Source organism: Alcanivorax sp. REN37 (assembly GCF_041102775.1).
GTDB classification, from domain to species: Bacteria; Pseudomonadota; Gammaproteobacteria; order Pseudomonadales; family Alcanivoracaceae; genus Isoalcanivorax; species Isoalcanivorax beigongshangi.
In genome coordinates this window covers 587,189-602,953 of the sequence record NZ_JBGCUO010000001.1, presented here as the reverse complement: position 1 = coordinate 602,953, position 15,765 = coordinate 587,189, and the positions used below count along the sequence as shown (strand labels likewise).

Genomic DNA, 15,765 nt, shown 5'->3' with positions numbered 1-15,765 from the left:
GTCAGTGCTCCTTCTGCGCGGCCAGCAGGTCGAGGGCCACGTCCACAATCATGTCTTCCTGGCCGCCGACCATGCGCCGACGGCCCAGCTCCACCAAAATATCCACGGTCTTCAAACCGTATTTCTGCGCCGCTAATTCCGAGTGGCGCAGGAAGCTGGAGTACACCCCGGCATAGCCCAACGCTAGCGTTTCGCGGTCCACCCGCACCGGGCGATCCTGCAACGGCCGCACGATGTCGTCGGCGGCATCCATCAAGGTGTACAGATCCGTGCCGTGTTCCCAGCCGAGCCGCTCGGCGGCAGCAATGAACACCTCCAGCGGTGCGTTGCCGGCACCGGCGCCCATGCCCGCGAGGCTGGCGTCCACGCGGTCGCAGCCCTCTTCCACCGCGGCGATGGAGTTAGCCACCCCCAGCGACAGGTTGTGGTGGGCGTGCACCCCGGTTTCGGTGTCAGGTTTGAGCACCTCTTTGAGCGCGCGGAAACGGTCGCGGATGTCCTGCATCGACATGGCGCCGCCGGAGTCCACCACGTACAGACAGGTGGCGCCGTAGTCCTCCATCAGCTTGGCTTGCTGGGCAAGCCCGGCCGGTGTCTGCATGTGGCTCATCATCAGAAAGCCGACGGTGTCCATGCCCAGGTTGCGGGCAAACTCAATGTGTTGGCGCGACACGTCCGCTTCAGTGCAATGAGTCGCCACCCGCACCACGCGGGCGCCGGCATCGTAGGCATCCTTAAGGTCGTGAACGGTGCCGATGCCAGGCAGCAGCAGCGTGGCAATGCGCGCATGGGTCAGCTCCTCTGCCACCGCTTCGATCCACTCCAAATCGGTGTGGGCGCCGAAGCCATAGTTGAAACTGGAGCCTTGCAGGCCATCGCCGTGGGCCACCTCAATGGAGTCGACCTTGGCGGCGTCCAGCGCGCGCGCAATCGCTTTCACGTTGGCAATCGAATACTGGTGGCGGATGGCATGGCTGCCATCCCGCAAGGTGACGTCGGAGATATACAGTTTGCGGGCCGGTTTGAATGTCATGGCAGAACTCCTCACGCGCCTGCCGCTGCAGCGGCAATGCGCTCGGCGGTGGCCAGTGCAGCGGATGTCATGATGTCGAGGTTGCCGGCATAGGCGGGCAGGTAGTGGGCGGCGCCCTCCACTTCCAGGAACACCGTGGTTTTCAGGCCGCTGAAGCGGCCAACGCCGGGCAAGTTCAACGGCGCGTTCTCGGCAATGCGCTCGAACTGCACCGCTTGTTTCAAGCGGTAGCCGGGCACATAGCGGTTGACCGCCGCCACCGTGTCTTCAATCGAGCGGCGCACCGCACCTTCATCCGCTGCCGCCGAGAGCACATAGACGGTGTCGCGCATGATCAACGGCGGCTCCGCCGGGTTCATGACGATGATCGCCTTGCCCTTGCCGGCGCCGCCGATCACTTCAATGGCGCGCGAGGTGGTTTCGGTGAACTCATCGATGTTGGCGCGGGTGCCGGGCCCGGCCGACTTGCTGGCAATGGAGGCAACAATTTCGGCGTAATGCACCGACGCCACCTTGGACACCGCCGCCACAATCGGGATGGTGGCTTGGCCACCACAGGTGACCATGTTGACGTTGGTGGCTTGCAGGTGCTGTTCCAGATTCACCACCGGCACGCAGTAGGGGCCGATTGCCGCCGGCGTCAGGTCCACCAATCGAATGCCCGGCTTGGCGGCGCGCAACCTGGCATCGTTGTGCACATGGGCGTTGGCAGAGGTGGCATCAAACACCAGCTCGATGTCGGCAAATTCCGGCAGCGCGATCAAACCGTCGACGCCGTCATGGGTGGTGGCCACGCCAAAGCGGCGGGCACGGGCCAAGCCGTCAGAGTCCGGGTCGATACCGACCATGGCGCCCATTTCGATGTGCTGTCCATGGCGCAGCACCTTGATCATCAGGTCGGTGCCGATGTTGCCGGAGCCGATGATGGCCACCTTTGTTTTTTTACTCATATTCGTTCTCCCCGCAGCAGGCTGGGTTCGCCGTCAAACAAAGCGCACGCTGGCGCTACCGATGCCGCCAATGTCCACCCGCATCACGTCACCGGCCTGCACCGGCTCCAGCGGCACTAGTGAGCCCGACAGAATTACCTCGCCGGCCTTCAGCGGAATGCCGAAGCGGCCCAACGTATTGGCCAGCCATGCCACGCAGTTCACTGGCGACCCTAGCGCCGCCGCGCCGGCCCCGGTGGAAAGGATGGCGCCGTTTTTTTCCACCACCATGCCGCAGGTGACCAGGTCGACCTGGCGCGGGCTCACCGCCTGATCGCCGAGCACAAACAGCCCACAGGAAGCGTTGTCCGCCACCGTGTCAGCGATGGTGATGCGCCAGTCCTCCACGCGTGAATCCACCACTTCGAAACACGGAATCAGACACTCGGTGGCCGCCAGCACATCGGCAGCAGTGACACCGGGACCGGTCAGGTCTTTCTTGAGAATGAAGGCCACTTCGCCTTCCGCACGCGGCTGAATCAGGCGGTCGCTGATCGGCATGTCCTCGCCCTGGTTGAACACCATGGCGTCGGTGAGAAAACCGAAATCGGGTTGGTCCACCTTCAGCATTTGCTGCACCGCACGAGATGTGAGGCCGATTTTCTTGCCGATCACCTTCTCGCCGTCGGCCAGTCGCCGCTCCAACAAATGCAGCGAAATGCGGTAGGCCTCGTCCACCGTCAGGTCCGGGTGGCGATCGGTGGGCGGCGTAACGGTGTGGCGGCCGCGCAAAGCGTCGTACAGCTCATCGCCCAGGGTCTGAATCAATGTGGTGCGCATCGGCTTTCCCCTTACAGCTTCACGCAGATATTTTTCAGCTCGGTGTAGAACTCGAGCCCGTGGATGCCGCCTTCGCGGCCGATGCCGGATTGCTTGGCGCCGCCGAACGAGGTGCGCAGATCACGCAGGAACCAACTGTTGACCCATACCAGCCCAGCCTCGATCTGCTCCGCCACGCGGTAAGCGCGGGCGCTGTTTTCGGTCCAGATGGCCGCAGCGAGGCCGTATTCGGTGTCGTTGGCCAGCGCGATCACTTCTGCTTCCGTATCGAACGGGCGGATGTGGCAGCAGGGGCCAAAGATTTCTTCGCGAATCACCCGCGCATCGTCGGGCAAGCCCGTCCAGATGGTGGGCTCAATCCAGGCACCGTCATTCAGTTCGGCGCCCATGTCCGGCACACCGCCACCGATTTCCACGGTGGCGCCTTCTTCCACCGCCAAACGGTAGTAAGACAGCACTTTTTCACGGTGCTCCAGGCTCACCAGCGGACCGAAATTAGCGTCACTGTCTTCCGGCCGGCCGCTGCGCAGCTTGGCCACTTCTTCTTTCATACGCGCCAGAAATTTCGGAAAAATACTGCGTTCCACATACACCCGCTCGGTGGCCAGACAAACCTGTCCGCAGTTGACGAACGCCGAGCGCATAGTGCCTTCCACCGCTTTTTCGAGATCGCAATCAGCAAACACGATGCCGGGATTTTTGCCGCCGCATTCCAGCGAAATATTGCGCAGTCCCACCGAGGCGGCACGCATGATGGCTTCGCCGGTGCGAGTCTCGCCGGTGAAAGTGATGGCGTTCACCAGCGGGTGCTGAGTGAGAAACTCACCGGCGGAATCTGGGCCGAAACCGTGCACCACATTGAACACACCGGGCGGCACGCCGCATTCGTTCATCACCTCGCCTAGCAGCGTGGTGGTGGCCGGGGTTTCTTCCGACGGTTTCACCACCACAGTGTTGCCACAGGCCAGCGCCGGACCGACTTTCCAGGTCATCAGTAGCAGCGGCAGGTTCCACGGCGCGATCACTGCAATCACCCCTTTCGGGGTGCGGTGACCAAGGTTCACCGCACCGCGCCCGTCCGGGGTATCCATGCGGAAGCCTTCGGTGGGCTGGTTGGCCACGGTTTCGGCAAAGGCTTTGAAGTTGGCGGCGCCCCGTGGGATGTCGATGTGGGATGCCATGGCGCGTGGTTTACCGGTGTCGCGGCATTCAGCGTCGAGGAACTCATCGAAGCGCTGGTTGATGCGGTCCGCCACTTTGTTCAGCAGCGCGGTGCGCTCGGCTTGGGTCAGGGCCCCCCAAGGCCCACGCAGCGCTGCATGGGCGGCGCGCACTGCCGCATCCACCTCCGCCTTGCCGGCTTCGTGGACTAGGCCGATCAGGCTGTTATCCACCGGCGTGCGGTTCTCAAAGGTGTTGCCGCTGGCCGATGCCACGTAGTGGCCGTTGATAAAATGCTTGAACTCTTTCATCAGCCTTTCTCTCTGCAATGGACTGCAGCCGGGTGACGCGCACCCGGCCCCGGACAGATCAGGTCAACGCAGTCAGGAAGCGCTCGTTGAGCTGGCGGTCGTGGTAAAAAATCGCCTTGCCCAGTTGGTCGGCGTCCCAAGTGATCGGCGGGTAATCCGGATAGTGGTAGTTACCGCCGCAGAACACTTCGTTGCGGTTGCCAGACGGGTCGAAGAAGTAAATGGTTTGGCCGTTGGTGAGGCCGTGGCGCGTGGGACCGATGTCGATCGAGGTGTCGGTCATGGCGATCAAGTCCGCCGCGCGCAGCACCTGTTCCCAGGTTTCCAAATAAAACGAGGCATGGTGGAATTTGTTTTTTTCACCGTGCTTGATGAACGCCACGTCGTGCGCCTTCATCGACACCGTAAGGAACTGCGCCACCCGGTTGCCGTCCGGATCCATCACCTGCTCGGCCAGCTCAAAGCCCAGAATGTTGATGAACACGTCATAGGTGCCATCGAGGTCGTCGCCGTACAGCAGGCAATGGTCGAACCGCTGCACCCCCATACCCTTGAGATCGCGCGGCCAGGCTTCCGGATTACTGGGGTGAATGCCCCATTTGCCGGTTTGCTCCTTGGTGGCAAACAGCTCGAAGAAATGCCCCGTGGGCGCTTGGAAGCGGATGCGGCGGCCGCATCCGGTCAGCTCCTCGGCCGGGATTTCCTCCACCGGCAGACCGTAGGCCCGCAGCTCCTGCGCCAGCCCGTCTACCACCGCCTCGTCGAGGCATTTAAACGCCATGAAATCCATGCCTGGGCTGTCGTCTTCGCGCAGCACCACCGAGAAGCGATCTACCTCGGTCCAGGCTTTTAGATAGACCCGGCCCTGGCTGTCGCGATCAACCTCGATTAGCCCCAGCAGGTCGGTGTAGTGTTGCAGCGCTTCATCAAGATCCAGCACACGGATTTGCACGTGCCCCGGACGCATCACACCTTTTCTCATCGTCGTTATCCTTATTCAGTTGGGGTGTTTTGAAACAACCGGCAGTGATCCGACTCGATCACCAGATCGGTCTGCGGAATCACCCGGCACGCCAGCGCATAACCCAGCGCACGGTCTTCCGCGCTCACGTGGCAGCGACTCATTTTTTCGCAGGCCACCTCGCCGGACAGGATGCGGATGCGGCACAGCCCGCAGCCGCCCTTGCGACAACCCACCCGGATCAGCTGCTGGCCACACTGCTCCATGCCTTGCAGCAGCTTGTCTCCACGTCTGATCAGCAACACCTGATCGCGGTTGCGCACATGGATCCGGCAGAACTCAGTGTCCATGGCAGTTTCCTCAGATGCGTTTGAACAACGCCGAGCGGGTATTGCCCTCGGCGGCATCGGCGGCGGTGAGGAATTTCTCCATATGGATATCCGCCTCGAACACCCGCCCTTGCATTAGCGCGGTGATGGCGGCATCGATCATCGGCGGCGGGCCGCACAGATAGGCCTTATGGCCAGCAAAACTGCCGTTGAAATGGGTCTTGGCTGCTTCGTGGACAAAACCGACATAGCCCGACCAACTGCCGCAAGACGGCGCTTCGTTGAGCGCCGGGTGGTAATGAAAGTTGGCGTGCTGCGCGGCCCACTGCTCAAACCGCTCACGGTGGTACAACTCATCAAGACAGCGCGCGCCTTGGAACAAGTGAATCTGACGCTCATCACCGCGTTCGAGCAGATCGGCAATCATCGATTCCGGGCTTGATAGGCCCGAGCCGCCGGCGATAAAAATCACGTCCTTCACATCTGATCTGCGCACGAAAAATTGCCCGTAAGGCCCGGATAGCGCCACGCTGTCGCCGACCTGCAGCTGGTCGTGCACCCAGCCGGTGCCGGCACCGCCCTCCACCCGCCGCACATGCAGCTCCACGGTGTCGGGCCGGCTCGGCGGATTGGCAATCGAGAATGCGCGCGTGGCGCCAAGGCCGGGAATTTCCAGATTCACGTACTGGCCGGCTTGAAACGCCATGTCACGATCCAACGCCATGGTGATGCCCTTGATGGTGGGTGACAGCGCTTCGATAGCCACCACAGTGGCGCGGTAGTCTTCCACTGTGTGGCCGGCGAAGTCCGGGTCCACATCGATGTCTGCTTCGATCACCAAATCTGACTGCGGCAACGCGCAGCACGCCAGCACCCGGCCCTCTTCGCGCTCCATATCCAGCAGTGCAAAGGGCGAGGCATCGCCGGTGTCGCAGTCGCCCTCCAGAACCTGCACCTTGCAGGTGCCACAGGTGCCATGACCACAGGCAAACGGAAGCCACACACCCTGGCGCAGCGCCGCGGCCAGCAGGGTCTGGCCCTCCTCCACCGTGACCACAGCCCCGGTGGGTTCCACAACCACTTCGTATGTCATGACCTGCTCCCGTTCACACACCCTTGCCCTGGAACCCTTTCAGGTTCGGAGTCAGGAACCGCAGGATGGATTTGTGGGTAATGCCCTGGGCCGACAGCGACTGGTCGAACTGCGGCACAAATGGGCGATGGTCATGACGCCACTCGGCGTCTTCCCAGCGCACCTGATCGAATTCCGGGTGGGCGGCAAACGCTGGACCGGCCACCTCATCGAGAAAGGCGCGCAGCGTCATGTCTGGGCTCACCGCAAACGCGAAGGGGGCGCAAAACATCAGGTGACGATCCCAGCCGATGTAGAGCAGCTGGTTGCCGTGAAAATTGGCCTGCACATCGAGCGCCGGCATCTTGTAGTCGTTAACAATCGCTTGTACGGGCATGTTGTTATCCTTTTTCTTAGTGCGTCCGCCGCGCCGCAACGCGGCGGACCGGTGACACGCTCAGGACACTTTTTTCCACTTCTTCCAGCGTTCTTCGTCCGGCGATCCTTTCAGGTCCAAGTTGTCTTGGCCGAGGGTGATGTTGTAGTAATCGGTGAGGATCTCCTCCACCGACGGGCCGCCGCAGTTCCCCTGGAAAATTTGATGCACCGGCAGCCAAGCCTGCACAAATTTCTCTGGCTCTTGATCGAACACGTGCTGGCAACCGTCGGAGCAGAAGTGGTACTTCTCGCCCTCGTATTCAGACAGCCGGTAGCAAATCTGCTCAGGGTCACTCATCTCGGTGAACGCCATCGGGATTTGGCAGGTCTGGCACAGCTGCGGCAGGCCGGCGGTGTAAAAGCGCTTGCCCTCAGCTTCCAGCTTGCGCGCCAGCTCCCAACGCGGGCGGTAGTACTTGTCGAAGGTGTCCGGGTACTTGGCGCTCAGCCAATCCAGCTCCTCATCCGATGGGATCCAGGTGTGGAAGGCGGCGGCGTGGTTGTAGTTGTAGAAAATCCACCAGGCTTGGTGCGAGACGTGCTCTTTTTCTTTTTCGGTGGTCTTGACGAACTCCGGCATTTTGATGCCATAGCGGGCCAAATCCTTGAACAGGGCCCCGCCAGCTTCCTCGAAATACACCTCCCAGGCTTCTTTCCACGACATCACTTTGTTGGGCAACATGTAGTCCATCATCATCGCCACCAGTGACAGCAAGCGGGTGCCGCGCCAGAACCATTTGTCGATCCACTTCTGCACGATCGGCACGTTGTCTTCGTGCTGCTCCAGCAGGAACTTGACGATCTCCAGCCCCAGCGTCATGTGGCGCGCCTCATCGGATTGCGCGGAAAAACCGAAGGTGCAGGTGGCCATGTCGCCGTTGTGGGCCGCGCCGGACATGAACGGCACAAACAGCAGGTTGGTGAGCACGTATTCGAAGCTAAAACTGATCGCCACCAGAAACTCGAACGGGCCGGCGGTGCGTGCATCTTCAAAGAACGACTTCGGCACCGACAGGTACCAGACCCGGTCGTGCATGTGCGACCAATCCTGGAAGCCGTCGAAGAACTTGTTGTAGTGGCTCATGGCGTGAATCTGGGTTTGCACATGACGCAGCTCGTCAATGCACTGCATCTGGCAGGCCACCCGCGCGCCAGCGCCACCGAACTGGCGACCGACGTGGGCGTAGCCTTGGTAAGCCTGGTATTCCAGCGGCGTTACGCCGGTCAGGAATAGCTTGATGGCGTTGACGTAACGCACGTCGGCGACGTTCAGATGGGCGTTGTTTTGCGCGAACGCATCAAAAATGGCGTACAGCTTTTTTTCTTTTTCAGCTTGGTATTTCCAGTAAGCATCCATGGTCAGACGGAACGGATCTTCCCATTTCGACCAGTCGGTGATCTTGATGCCTTCGAAATCCTCGTACGGAAAGGCCTCTTTGCGATCAGCGTAGGAGTAGTCCCAGTCGAGGTCACGGGTGAGCGCGCGGTAGCGCTCGGTGAGGTTCATTTTTTGCGTGCTCATGGCTAACCCTTTTGTTGTTGTGGTGGCGCGGGCGCGGTCAGTTCCAGTGCAGGACCATCTCGTCCTCGTCCTCACTGACGTTGCCGCCGAGGGTAATCAGGCTCAGGTGCAACTCTTGCAGCTCCCAGTCGCGGCCCATCTTGTCTTCCACGCTGGCCTTGCGAATCACCAGCCGGCCACTGTTCTCAATGCGAATCATGGCCGGCTGCCGCTGGATCACGGCATCGGGGTTGTCGTCTTCAATGGCTTCCACGATGTAGCGCGCGTCATCGTTGTCCTGCAGCGCGATATAAACTTTCGACATGGCAGTTCTCCTGTCAGGCGCCGAGGCCGAGTTTGCTGACGCGGGTATCGAGCGCCGCCAAGGCTTGCGCTAAGGCGTCGTCACCCAATGCCGCTGAGGCAATCGGTGCCAGCGCCTCGGCAGCCCGTGCGCGCCAGTCGGCAATCCACTGATTGAGCTGCGCGCGGTTGGCATCGGATTCGGCGGCAGCGGCTTTCACCACCGCGTCGAACCAGCGGCAGATGTCTTTGTTCCAGCTGCGCATGAAGTCGGTGAGCAACGCCACATCGCGGGCGCCGTCAGCCACCAGCTTGTCGTCCATCTGCCGGTAGAACAGGTCGAACACCAGGGTGTCGAGCACCAGGTTTTGAGCCAACACCACCTCGAACCAGTCCTGCACCACCGTCATCTGCTCACACAGCGCACGCAGGCCCTGCCACTCGGCGGCATGCAGCCAGCTGTCTTTGGCAGCGGCCAGTGAACTGCCGCTGTTGTGATCCAACAGCAAGCCGATGCGCGACAGATATTGAGCAATGCCAAGGCGGTCCATGGCGTTGTAGAGCAGCGCCTGAGTGATAGCGGTGCCGAAGCCGAAGGCGCAGCCATACATGTTGTTGAGGTTGGCGGTGCTTTCCGCGTGACGCAGCGGCAGCAGCCGATGGATCAGGTAGTCGCACACCTTCGGCGACAGGTTGTCTTTGAGGGCGCGTTTGTCGAAATACGCAAAATCACTTTCAGCGATTTCTTGCATCTTGGCGCGGTTTTGCACGTAGGCGCCGTAGTAGAACTGGCGCGGATCTTTGAAGTCGTACCAATCGCTCATCACGATGGCGGTGCGCGCGCGATCGTTGAGCTCATGTTGCGGCTGCCACAGCGGGCGATAGTGAAAATTGACCACCGACTGCAGATCGTAGGTGGCTTCCTGGTAGCGGCTGGCCGCCTTGTCACCAAAACGGCGTTCCAAGTTGGCGTAGACGTTGCGCACCGGCTCGAGGGCGGACGTCTTGATCTCAAGCACCATGTTTCTCACCTTCTCCGTGGCGGCTAATCACCGCCTGTTGTTGTTATCAACTTGTGGCGCAGTCGCGCCGCGCGTCAGCGTTGGCGCGCCATCAGCGTGTCGTCGCCGTAGCGCCACTTCTCCATATCGGCGTCCACCGCTGCCGCTTGCTCAGTCGTCATGTGACGCACTTCGTGAGTGGCGCAAAAACTCTTGAACGCCTCTGGCGGCAACACCAGCTCGACAAACAGCGTCGGGTCGTTGATGGAAAAATCGAACTCCACAAACCGGGCATCCGGCGCGCTGCGCACCCGTACGTACTTGGTCAGCGGCAGCGGCACCACGGCGCCGTCACTGCTGCCGGGGTGCCGCGCCTGGGCCGGCTGATGCACTGTCATGGGCAGAGCCTCCTTCCTCATGCTGCGGGCAACATAGCCAAGGCAAGCGCCGTGCCAAGTTGCTATCAGCATTCACAACAGGCTGTTTTAGAAAGAAAAAAATTTAATTTTGGTTGTTCTGCGAAGAGCCTTTTGACACGTGAAGCCGCGCGAGGCTTTGATCAAATCCTCAGGCAAAAACGAGAAGTGATGTTTTCATCAAGCCCGTGGCTGCGTTCACAGCCGCGTGGTTGAACCCGCTGCACCCGTGCGCTACTTTCGGTGGCCATAACAATGACAACAGGTGCTTCGCTCATGACTGAGCCCGACACGACCCTGTGCTTTCCCGATCTCGGCGAGCTGCTCAACAAGCTCAAATTCGAGCCGGTGGACGGCAAGGTGTGGGTCAACGAACGCCGTGCGGTGTTGCTGGACTTGTTTTCGCTGGCGTCATTTCGCCACGAAATCGTGATGTCGCTCGGTGTTGAACGCGCTAAAGGTTTTTTCATGCGGCTGGGCTATTACTCCGGGCTGCGCGATGCCGAATTGGCGCGCCAGCTGCATCCAGACATGCCGCCGGAAAAAGCGTTTCTGACCGGCCCGCAAATGCATGCGCTGCGCGGCATGGTGAAAGTGGTGCCACTGTATGTGGAGTTCCGCCCAGAAGAGCCGCACTTCCATGCCTCATTCGAGTGGATTGATTCGTTTGAAGTAGAGATCGCTCGCACCCACTTAGGGCCGATGGGCGAGCCCGTGTGCTGGTCGTTGATCGGCTATGCCTGTGCCTATTCCAGCCACTTCACCGGCCTCGAAATTCAGTACCGAGAAGTGGAGTGCCAAGGCCACGATGACGAACGCTGCATCATCGTTGGCAAACTCGCCCATGAATGGGACGACGCGGAAAACTTTCGCCAATTATTCAAAATATCGCCGTTGATTGATGAGTTTTATGAACTCCAATCGCGCATCGTTGCGCTAGAAAAACAGCGCCTCGATGCCAGTGACATTCCGCCGGCGTTGGGCGAGGCGCCGCCGTTCACCAGTGCCTTGAAAGTGATCGATCAAGGCGCGCCCTCGGACGTCACCATGTTGCTGATCGGCGAGACCGGCACCGGCAAGGAAATCCTTGCTCGCCGGGTGCACAGCATGAGCCGCCGCAAAGAGGGCCCGTTCGTGGCGGTGAACTGCGCGGCGATCCCACCTGAGTTGATCGAAGCAGAGTTGTTTGGTGTCGAAAAAGGCGCCTACACCGGCGCCACCCAATCGCGCAGCGGCCGCTTCGAACGCGCTCACGGCGGCACCTTGTTCCTTGATGAAGTGATCGAGCTGAGTCCGCGCGCCCAGGCGGCTCTACTGCGTGCGCTACAGGAAGGAGAGATCGAACGCGTCGGCGGCACCCGCAGCCAGCGGGTGGATGTGCGCATCGTCGCCGCCACCAACGAAGACCTGGCCATGGCGGTGCAACAAGGCAAGTTCCGCGCTGATTTGTTTTACCGCATCAACGCCTACACCGTGGTGGTGCCACCGCTGCGTCAGCGCCGCAACGATATCGGCTTGCTGGCGGAGCACTTCCGCAAGCGCTATGAGCACAAGTACCAGCGCAACACCCAGGGGCTTACCGATCGCGCCATGCAGGCGCTAAACCAGCACCATTGGCCGGGCAATATCCGCGAACTGGAAAACATCATCGAGCGGGCGGTAATTCTGACCCCGGAAAATCAGTCGATTTCCGAAGAGCTCGTGCACAGCAGCGTGCGCGTCAGCACGCCACTGGCGCCGGAACACCGCGTCGATGCGGCGTCCGGCACCTTGAAAGCAGTGTGCAGCGAAGCTGCCACGCTGGAGCGCATCGCCGAACAAGTGCTCGACCAACGCATTGAGTTGGCCAAGCTGGAAGACCATCTGCTGCGCAGCGCCCTCCGCCGGGCCGACGACAACTACACCGAAGCGGCCAGCTTGCTGGGCATGACGCGGGCGGCGTTTGCCTATCGGGTGAAGAAGTCAGTAAAGGAGCCTTAATCAGGCGCTGCCCACCGCATCCACCGGCCGCGCCCACGCGATGCGGTGCAGCGCGAAGCGGTGCAGTCGGTCTTGCCCTTCTTCGCGCGCTAACAGGTAACTGGTGCCTTCGCGGGTGACCAGACCACAAGGCAGAATGCGCAGGTAGCGCTCCGGCGTGGTGGCACCACTGCTGTACTGCACATCCAGTTGATGCCGCGCCAGGATTGCCGCCGCCACCGGCTGCCACACGGCGGTGGAAATCCGCGCTGCCGGAAAGCGTTCCGGGCTGCTCTCCGGCTGCCGTAGCCACTGCGCCAACTCGTTGCTCTCCATGCCGGCCAGGTATTTCTGCGCCCGGCTGAAATGGGGTGCCAGCACATCCAGCACTTCTTGCGGCAACACCATCTGCAAATGGTCTTCGGCCATATGCAGCGCCAATGCGATCGGCGCATCAATGTCGCGCAGATCTTGGGTCACGCTTTCTGACAGGCTCCAGCGATGGGGCATGACGGATTCATCACACATCAGCGGGAACGGTCCCGACAAACGCAATAGGTCTCGCTGGACGGTACGGAGACTTACAGCAAATCCGCGCTCACGCAGCTTCTCGTGCAGGGTGGAGGTGGCAATCCGCCGGGGTTCGAGCGGCACCAAGCGCAACAGGGCAAGCAGCCTGAGCGCCGTATCTCTGGCTTGGGACATGATTTGACGGTCCTTGTTATCGGCCTCCAGAAAGCACCGCCGCCCCCCGGCGCACCCGCTCCCTGGACCGCGACCCCTGCCGGAAAAGGTTAACTGGGTCACACGAACAGTGGTGCCAAACTCTAGGCAGGCGATGAAGTGCGTTCAATTGGCCAAGGCCGATAGCGCGACGCCGCTTGTCGCGGTGGGACGACCGCCCGCGCAGCATTACACGCCAAATTGACCCAATTGTGTCACTGAGGAATAGCAGCGCGACGCGCCGCGAGAGAGACACTGCGCAGCAGCCGCGAGCGGCACGCCGCGCAGCGTGAATATGTTTTTTCACAGAGAGGGTTTACTGCTGTTCGAGGGCTTCCGCCAACGTGCGCACGGCAATCACTTCCATGCCCTCAATCGGAGTGCGAGGACGGTTGGACGCACTGACAATGGCGCGGGTAAAACCGTGTTTGGCCGCTTCGGTTAGGCGCTCCTGGCCGTGCGGTACCGGGCGAATTTCGCCGGCCAGACCGACCTCGCCGAACACCACCATATCGCGTGGCAGGGTCCGGTCGCGGAAGCTGGACACGATGGACAGCAGCAGCGCCAAGTCAGCTCCGGTTTCCATCACCCGAACACCGCCCACCACGTTGGCAAAGACATCTTGGTCACCCACTTGCACGCCGCCGTGACGGTGCAGCACGGCCAGCAGCATCGCTAGCCGGTTTTGTTCCAGCCCGACGCACACGCGGCGCGGGTTGCCGAAGTGGCTCTGATCCACCAGCGCTTGCAGCTCTACCAACAGCGGCCGGGTGCCTTCCCAGACCACGGTCACCAGCGAGCCGGACGACACTTCTTCAGCGCGATTAAGAAAAATCGCAGACGGGTTTTTTACTTCGCGCAGCCCTTCTTGGGTCATCGCAAACACGCCGAGCTCGTTGACCGCGCCAAAGCGGTTTTTTAGTCCACGCAAGGTACGAAAACGGGAATCGGTGGAGCCTTCCAACATCAATGAGCAGTCGATCATGTGCTCCAGCACCTTTGGCCCGGCCAGGGTGCCGTCCTTGGTGACGTGGCCGACCAACAGCAGCACGGTGCCAGTCTGCTTGGCAAATCGGGTCAGCGCCGCGGCTGATTCGCGCACCTGCGCCACCGAACCCGGCGCGGATTGCAGGCCCTGCAGGTACATCACCTGGATCGAGTCGATCACCAAGATGGCGGGCTTTTCCGCACGTGCTAGGTCAAGGATGCGTTCGACATCGGTTTCCGCTGCCAGCCGTAGCTGATCCTTGGGCAGTTGCAGCCGCTCGGCGCGCATCGCCACCTGCGCCGGCGATTCCTCGCCGGTGATGTAAAGGCAGGACTTTTCTGCGGCCAACCGACACAGCACCTGCAGCAGCAGCGTCGACTTGCCGGCACCGGGGTGGCCGCCAATCAGGATCGCCGAACCGGGCACCAAGCCGCCGCCCAACACCCGATCCAGCTCCACCATGCCGGTGCCAATACGCGGCGTTTCCTTCAGTTCGATCTGGTCCAACCGCTGCACCGTGGCGAGGCTGCCTGCAAAACCACTGCGGCTGCCACCGACACTGGCGCCGGCACGGCTGGGCGTGCTGTCGACCACAAATTCGCTGAGCGTGTTCCAGGCACCACAGGCGCTACACTGGCCCTGCCACTTAGCATGGTCGGCACCGCAATCACTGCAGACATAGGCGGTTTTACGCTTGGCAGCCATCAGGCGTCTCCGGCCACGACGCGCGGCACCCGCGCGGTAATCTGGCAAAACAGCGCGTAGCTGATGGTGCCGCACGCCTGCGCCACTTCATCGACACTCACGGTATCGCCCCACAGTTCCACTTCGTCACCCACCGCCGCCTGCGGCAGCCCGGTGAGGTTGATGGTGAGCATGTCCATCGACACGCGGCCGGCCAAATGAGTGCGCACGCCGCCCACCGCCACCGGCGTGGTCGCCGGGGCGTGGCGCGGGTAACCGTCGCCGTAACCAATCGCCACCACGCCAATGCGGCTCGGCACCTTGGCCACCCAGTGGGCGCCGTAGCCCACCGACTCGCCGGCATCAATGTCGCGGATCGCAATCAGTCGTGCGCTCAGTCGTTGGGTGACTGCCAGCCCAAGCTCGGCGGCGCTGTGATCCTCGCGCGGCGTGGCACCGTACAGACAGATGCCCGGCCGCACCCAAGCGCCACGCGCCTGCGGGTAACGGCTCAGACCGGCAGAGTTGGCAGCGCTGAACGGCAGCCGGTACACCCGCGCCAGCTCCTTGGTGGCCGACAATTGCGCTGCACTCATGTCATCTTGGGCGCGATCGGCGCAGGCGAAGTGGCTGACCAAACCGGCCAGCGTGATCTGCGGCAGCGCCTGCAATTGTTCGATGGTGGCCGGCGCTTCTTCCACCGTCACGCCGAGCCGGTGCATGCCCGTATCGAGCTTCAACCACACCGTCACCGGCGCGCCATGCCAGGCGGCCAGCAGCGCGATCTGCCACGGCGCGTGCACCACCCAGTGCAGGTCCAGCGCCGCACCGGCGGCCAATTCGTCCGCATCGAAGAAGCCTTCCATCACCCAGATCGGTCGCTGCACCCCGGCCTCGCGCAGGGCGATGGCCTCTGCAGTCACCGCCACACCGAAGCCGTCGACGTCGGCCGCCAGTGCGGCGGCGGCGGTGGTCAGACCGTGGCCGTAGGCGTCGGCTTTGACCATCGCCAGCAAGTTGGCGTCACCGGCCCACTGCCGCGCTCGGCGCGCATTGGCGGCCAGCGCCTGCGGGCGCAATTCCAGTCGGGTGCCTCGGGTCATGTCGGTCTCCACG

General features: G+C 61.8%; 16 protein-coding genes. 1 reads left to right on the top strand and 15 read right to left on the bottom strand.

What is annotated here, in order from left to right:
• Nucleotide 1: 1 nt before the first annotated feature.
• From dmpG to AB5I84_RS02585, 12 genes are all read right to left on the bottom strand, one after another.
• Nucleotides 2-1,033 carry a 4-hydroxy-2-oxovalerate aldolase gene (gene dmpG, locus AB5I84_RS02640; RefSeq protein WP_369454279.1) on the bottom strand — a complete coding sequence of 344 codons (1,032 nt, stop codon included), beginning with the start codon at nt 1,031-1,033 and terminating at the stop codon, nt 2-4.
• Nucleotides 1,034-1,044: 11 nt separating this feature from the next.
• A complete protein-coding gene (locus tag AB5I84_RS02635; protein ID WP_369454278.1) occupies nt 1,045-1,983 on the bottom strand; it encodes an acetaldehyde dehydrogenase (acetylating) in 939 nt (312 codons plus the stop codon).
• 33 nt (nt 1,984-2,016) lie between these two features.
• Nucleotides 2,017-2,802 (bottom strand): 2-oxopent-4-enoate hydratase, encoded by a 786-nt coding sequence (dmpE, locus tag AB5I84_RS02630; RefSeq protein ID WP_369454277.1) that lies wholly within the window; start codon nt 2,800-2,802, stop codon nt 2,017-2,019.
• A gap of 11 nt (nt 2,803-2,813) precedes the next feature.
• Complete coding sequence (locus AB5I84_RS02625; protein WP_369454276.1) at nt 2,814-4,274, bottom strand: 2-hydroxymuconic semialdehyde dehydrogenase; 1,461 nt, start codon at nt 4,272-4,274, stop codon at nt 2,814-2,816.
• A gap of 58 nt (nt 4,275-4,332) precedes the next feature.
• Nucleotides 4,333-5,256, bottom strand: a complete 924-nt coding sequence (locus tag AB5I84_RS02620; RefSeq protein ID WP_369454275.1) for a catechol 2,3-dioxygenase — start codon at nt 5,254-5,256, stop codon at nt 4,333-4,335.
• A gap of 11 nt (nt 5,257-5,267) precedes the next feature.
• Nucleotides 5,268-5,585, bottom strand: coding sequence for a 2Fe-2S iron-sulfur cluster-binding protein (locus AB5I84_RS02615; protein WP_369454274.1), 318 nt, complete (start codon nt 5,583-5,585; stop codon nt 5,268-5,270).
• A 10-nt stretch (nt 5,586-5,595) separates the two neighbouring features.
• Entirely contained in the window at nt 5,596-6,657 is a 1,062-nt protein-coding gene (locus AB5I84_RS02610; RefSeq protein ID WP_369454273.1) for an NADH:ubiquinone reductase (Na(+)-transporting) subunit F, read from the bottom strand.
• A 13-nt stretch (nt 6,658-6,670) separates the two neighbouring features.
• Nucleotides 6,671-7,033, bottom strand: coding sequence for a phenol hydroxylase subunit P4 (locus AB5I84_RS02605; protein WP_369454272.1), 363 nt, complete (start codon nt 7,031-7,033; stop codon nt 6,671-6,673).
• A gap of 60 nt (nt 7,034-7,093) precedes the next feature.
• Nucleotides 7,094-8,596 (bottom strand): aromatic/alkene/methane monooxygenase hydroxylase/oxygenase subunit alpha, encoded by a 1,503-nt coding sequence (locus AB5I84_RS02600; RefSeq protein ID WP_369454271.1) that lies wholly within the window; start codon nt 8,594-8,596, stop codon nt 7,094-7,096.
• 37 nt (nt 8,597-8,633) lie between these two features.
• The gene (locus AB5I84_RS02595) at nt 8,634-8,900 is read right to left on the bottom strand and encodes an MmoB/DmpM family protein (RefSeq protein ID WP_369454270.1); all 267 of its coding nucleotides are present in this window, start codon (nt 8,898-8,900) and stop codon (nt 8,634-8,636) included.
• 13 nt (nt 8,901-8,913) lie between these two features.
• Nucleotides 8,914-9,900 (bottom strand): aromatic/alkene monooxygenase hydroxylase subunit beta, encoded by a 987-nt coding sequence (locus AB5I84_RS02590; protein ID WP_369454269.1) that lies wholly within the window; start codon nt 9,898-9,900, stop codon nt 8,914-8,916.
• A 74-nt stretch (nt 9,901-9,974) separates the two neighbouring features.
• The gene (locus AB5I84_RS02585) at nt 9,975-10,277 is read right to left on the bottom strand and encodes a phenol hydroxylase subunit (protein ID WP_369454268.1); all 303 of its coding nucleotides are present in this window, start codon (nt 10,275-10,277) and stop codon (nt 9,975-9,977) included.
• A gap of 294 nt (nt 10,278-10,571) precedes the next feature.
• Here AB5I84_RS02585 and AB5I84_RS02580 point away from each other — a divergent pair, with 294 nt between their 5' ends.
• Entirely contained in the window at nt 10,572-12,275 is a 1,704-nt protein-coding gene (locus tag AB5I84_RS02580) for a sigma 54-interacting transcriptional regulator (RefSeq protein ID WP_369454267.1), read from the top strand.
• On the opposite strand, the gene AB5I84_RS02575 is transcribed toward AB5I84_RS02580, so the two are convergent.
• The 3 genes from AB5I84_RS02575 to alr all read right to left on the bottom strand — a co-directional run bounded on the left by AB5I84_RS02575 (nt 12,276) and on the right by alr (nt 15,752).
• Nucleotides 12,276-12,959: a helix-turn-helix transcriptional regulator gene (locus AB5I84_RS02575; RefSeq protein WP_369454266.1), complete on the bottom strand. Its 684-nt coding sequence runs from the start codon at nt 12,957-12,959 to the stop codon at nt 12,276-12,278.
• A 334-nt stretch (nt 12,960-13,293) separates the two neighbouring features.
• The gene (radA, locus tag AB5I84_RS02570; RefSeq protein ID WP_369454265.1) at nt 13,294-14,670 is read right to left on the bottom strand and encodes a DNA repair protein RadA; all 1,377 of its coding nucleotides are present in this window, start codon (nt 14,668-14,670) and stop codon (nt 13,294-13,296) included.
• Nucleotides 14,670-15,752, bottom strand: coding sequence for an alanine racemase (gene alr / locus AB5I84_RS02565; protein WP_369454264.1), 1,083 nt, complete (start codon nt 15,750-15,752; stop codon nt 14,670-14,672). Before alr ends, radA begins: the two co-directional genes overlap by 1 nt.
• Nucleotides 15,753-15,765 lie beyond the last annotated feature (13 nt).

Excerpts from the sequence above, each read along its gene's own strand:
- radA (WP_369454265.1), bottom strand. The coding sequence starts at position 14,670 with ATGGCTGCCAAGCGTAAAACCGCCTATGTCTGCAGTGATTGCGGTGCC.
- AB5I84_RS02610 (WP_369454273.1), bottom strand. The coding sequence starts at position 6,657 with ATGACATACGAAGTGGTTGTGGAACCCACCGGGGCTGTGGTCACGGTG.
- AB5I84_RS02590 (WP_369454269.1), bottom strand. The coding sequence starts at position 9,900 with ATGGTGCTTGAGATCAAGACGTCCGCCCTCGAGCCGGTGCGCAACGTC.
- AB5I84_RS02585 (WP_369454268.1), bottom strand. The coding sequence starts at position 10,277 with ATGACAGTGCATCAGCCGGCCCAGGCGCGGCACCCCGGCAGCAGTGAC.
- alr (WP_369454264.1), bottom strand. The coding sequence starts at position 15,752 with ATGACCCGAGGCACCCGACTGGAATTGCGCCCGCAGGCGCTGGCCGCC.
- AB5I84_RS02615 (WP_369454274.1), bottom strand. The coding sequence starts at position 5,585 with ATGGACACTGAGTTCTGCCGGATCCATGTGCGCAACCGCGATCAGGTG.
- AB5I84_RS02595 (WP_369454270.1), bottom strand. The coding sequence starts at position 8,900 with ATGTCGAAAGTTTATATCGCGCTGCAGGACAACGATGACGCGCGCTAC.
- AB5I84_RS02600 (WP_369454271.1), bottom strand. The coding sequence starts at position 8,596 with ATGAGCACGCAAAAAATGAACCTCACCGAGCGCTACCGCGCGCTCACC.
- AB5I84_RS02605 (WP_369454272.1), bottom strand. The coding sequence starts at position 7,033 with ATGCCCGTACAAGCGATTGTTAACGACTACAAGATGCCGGCGCTCGAT.
- dmpG (WP_369454279.1), bottom strand. The coding sequence starts at position 1,033 with ATGACATTCAAACCGGCCCGCAAACTGTATATCTCCGACGTCACCTTG.
- AB5I84_RS02625 (WP_369454276.1), bottom strand. The coding sequence starts at position 4,274 with ATGAAAGAGTTCAAGCATTTTATCAACGGCCACTACGTGGCATCGGCC.
- AB5I84_RS02635 (WP_369454278.1), bottom strand. The coding sequence starts at position 1,983 with ATGAGTAAAAAAACAAAGGTGGCCATCATCGGCTCCGGCAACATCGGC.
- AB5I84_RS02575 (WP_369454266.1), bottom strand. The coding sequence starts at position 12,959 with ATGTCCCAAGCCAGAGATACGGCGCTCAGGCTGCTTGCCCTGTTGCGC.
- AB5I84_RS02580 (WP_369454267.1), top strand. The coding sequence starts at position 10,572 with ATGACTGAGCCCGACACGACCCTGTGCTTTCCCGATCTCGGCGAGCTG.
- dmpE (WP_369454277.1), bottom strand. The coding sequence starts at position 2,802 with ATGCGCACCACATTGATTCAGACCCTGGGCGATGAGCTGTACGACGCT.
- AB5I84_RS02620 (WP_369454275.1), bottom strand. The coding sequence starts at position 5,256 with ATGAGAAAAGGTGTGATGCGTCCGGGGCACGTGCAAATCCGTGTGCTG.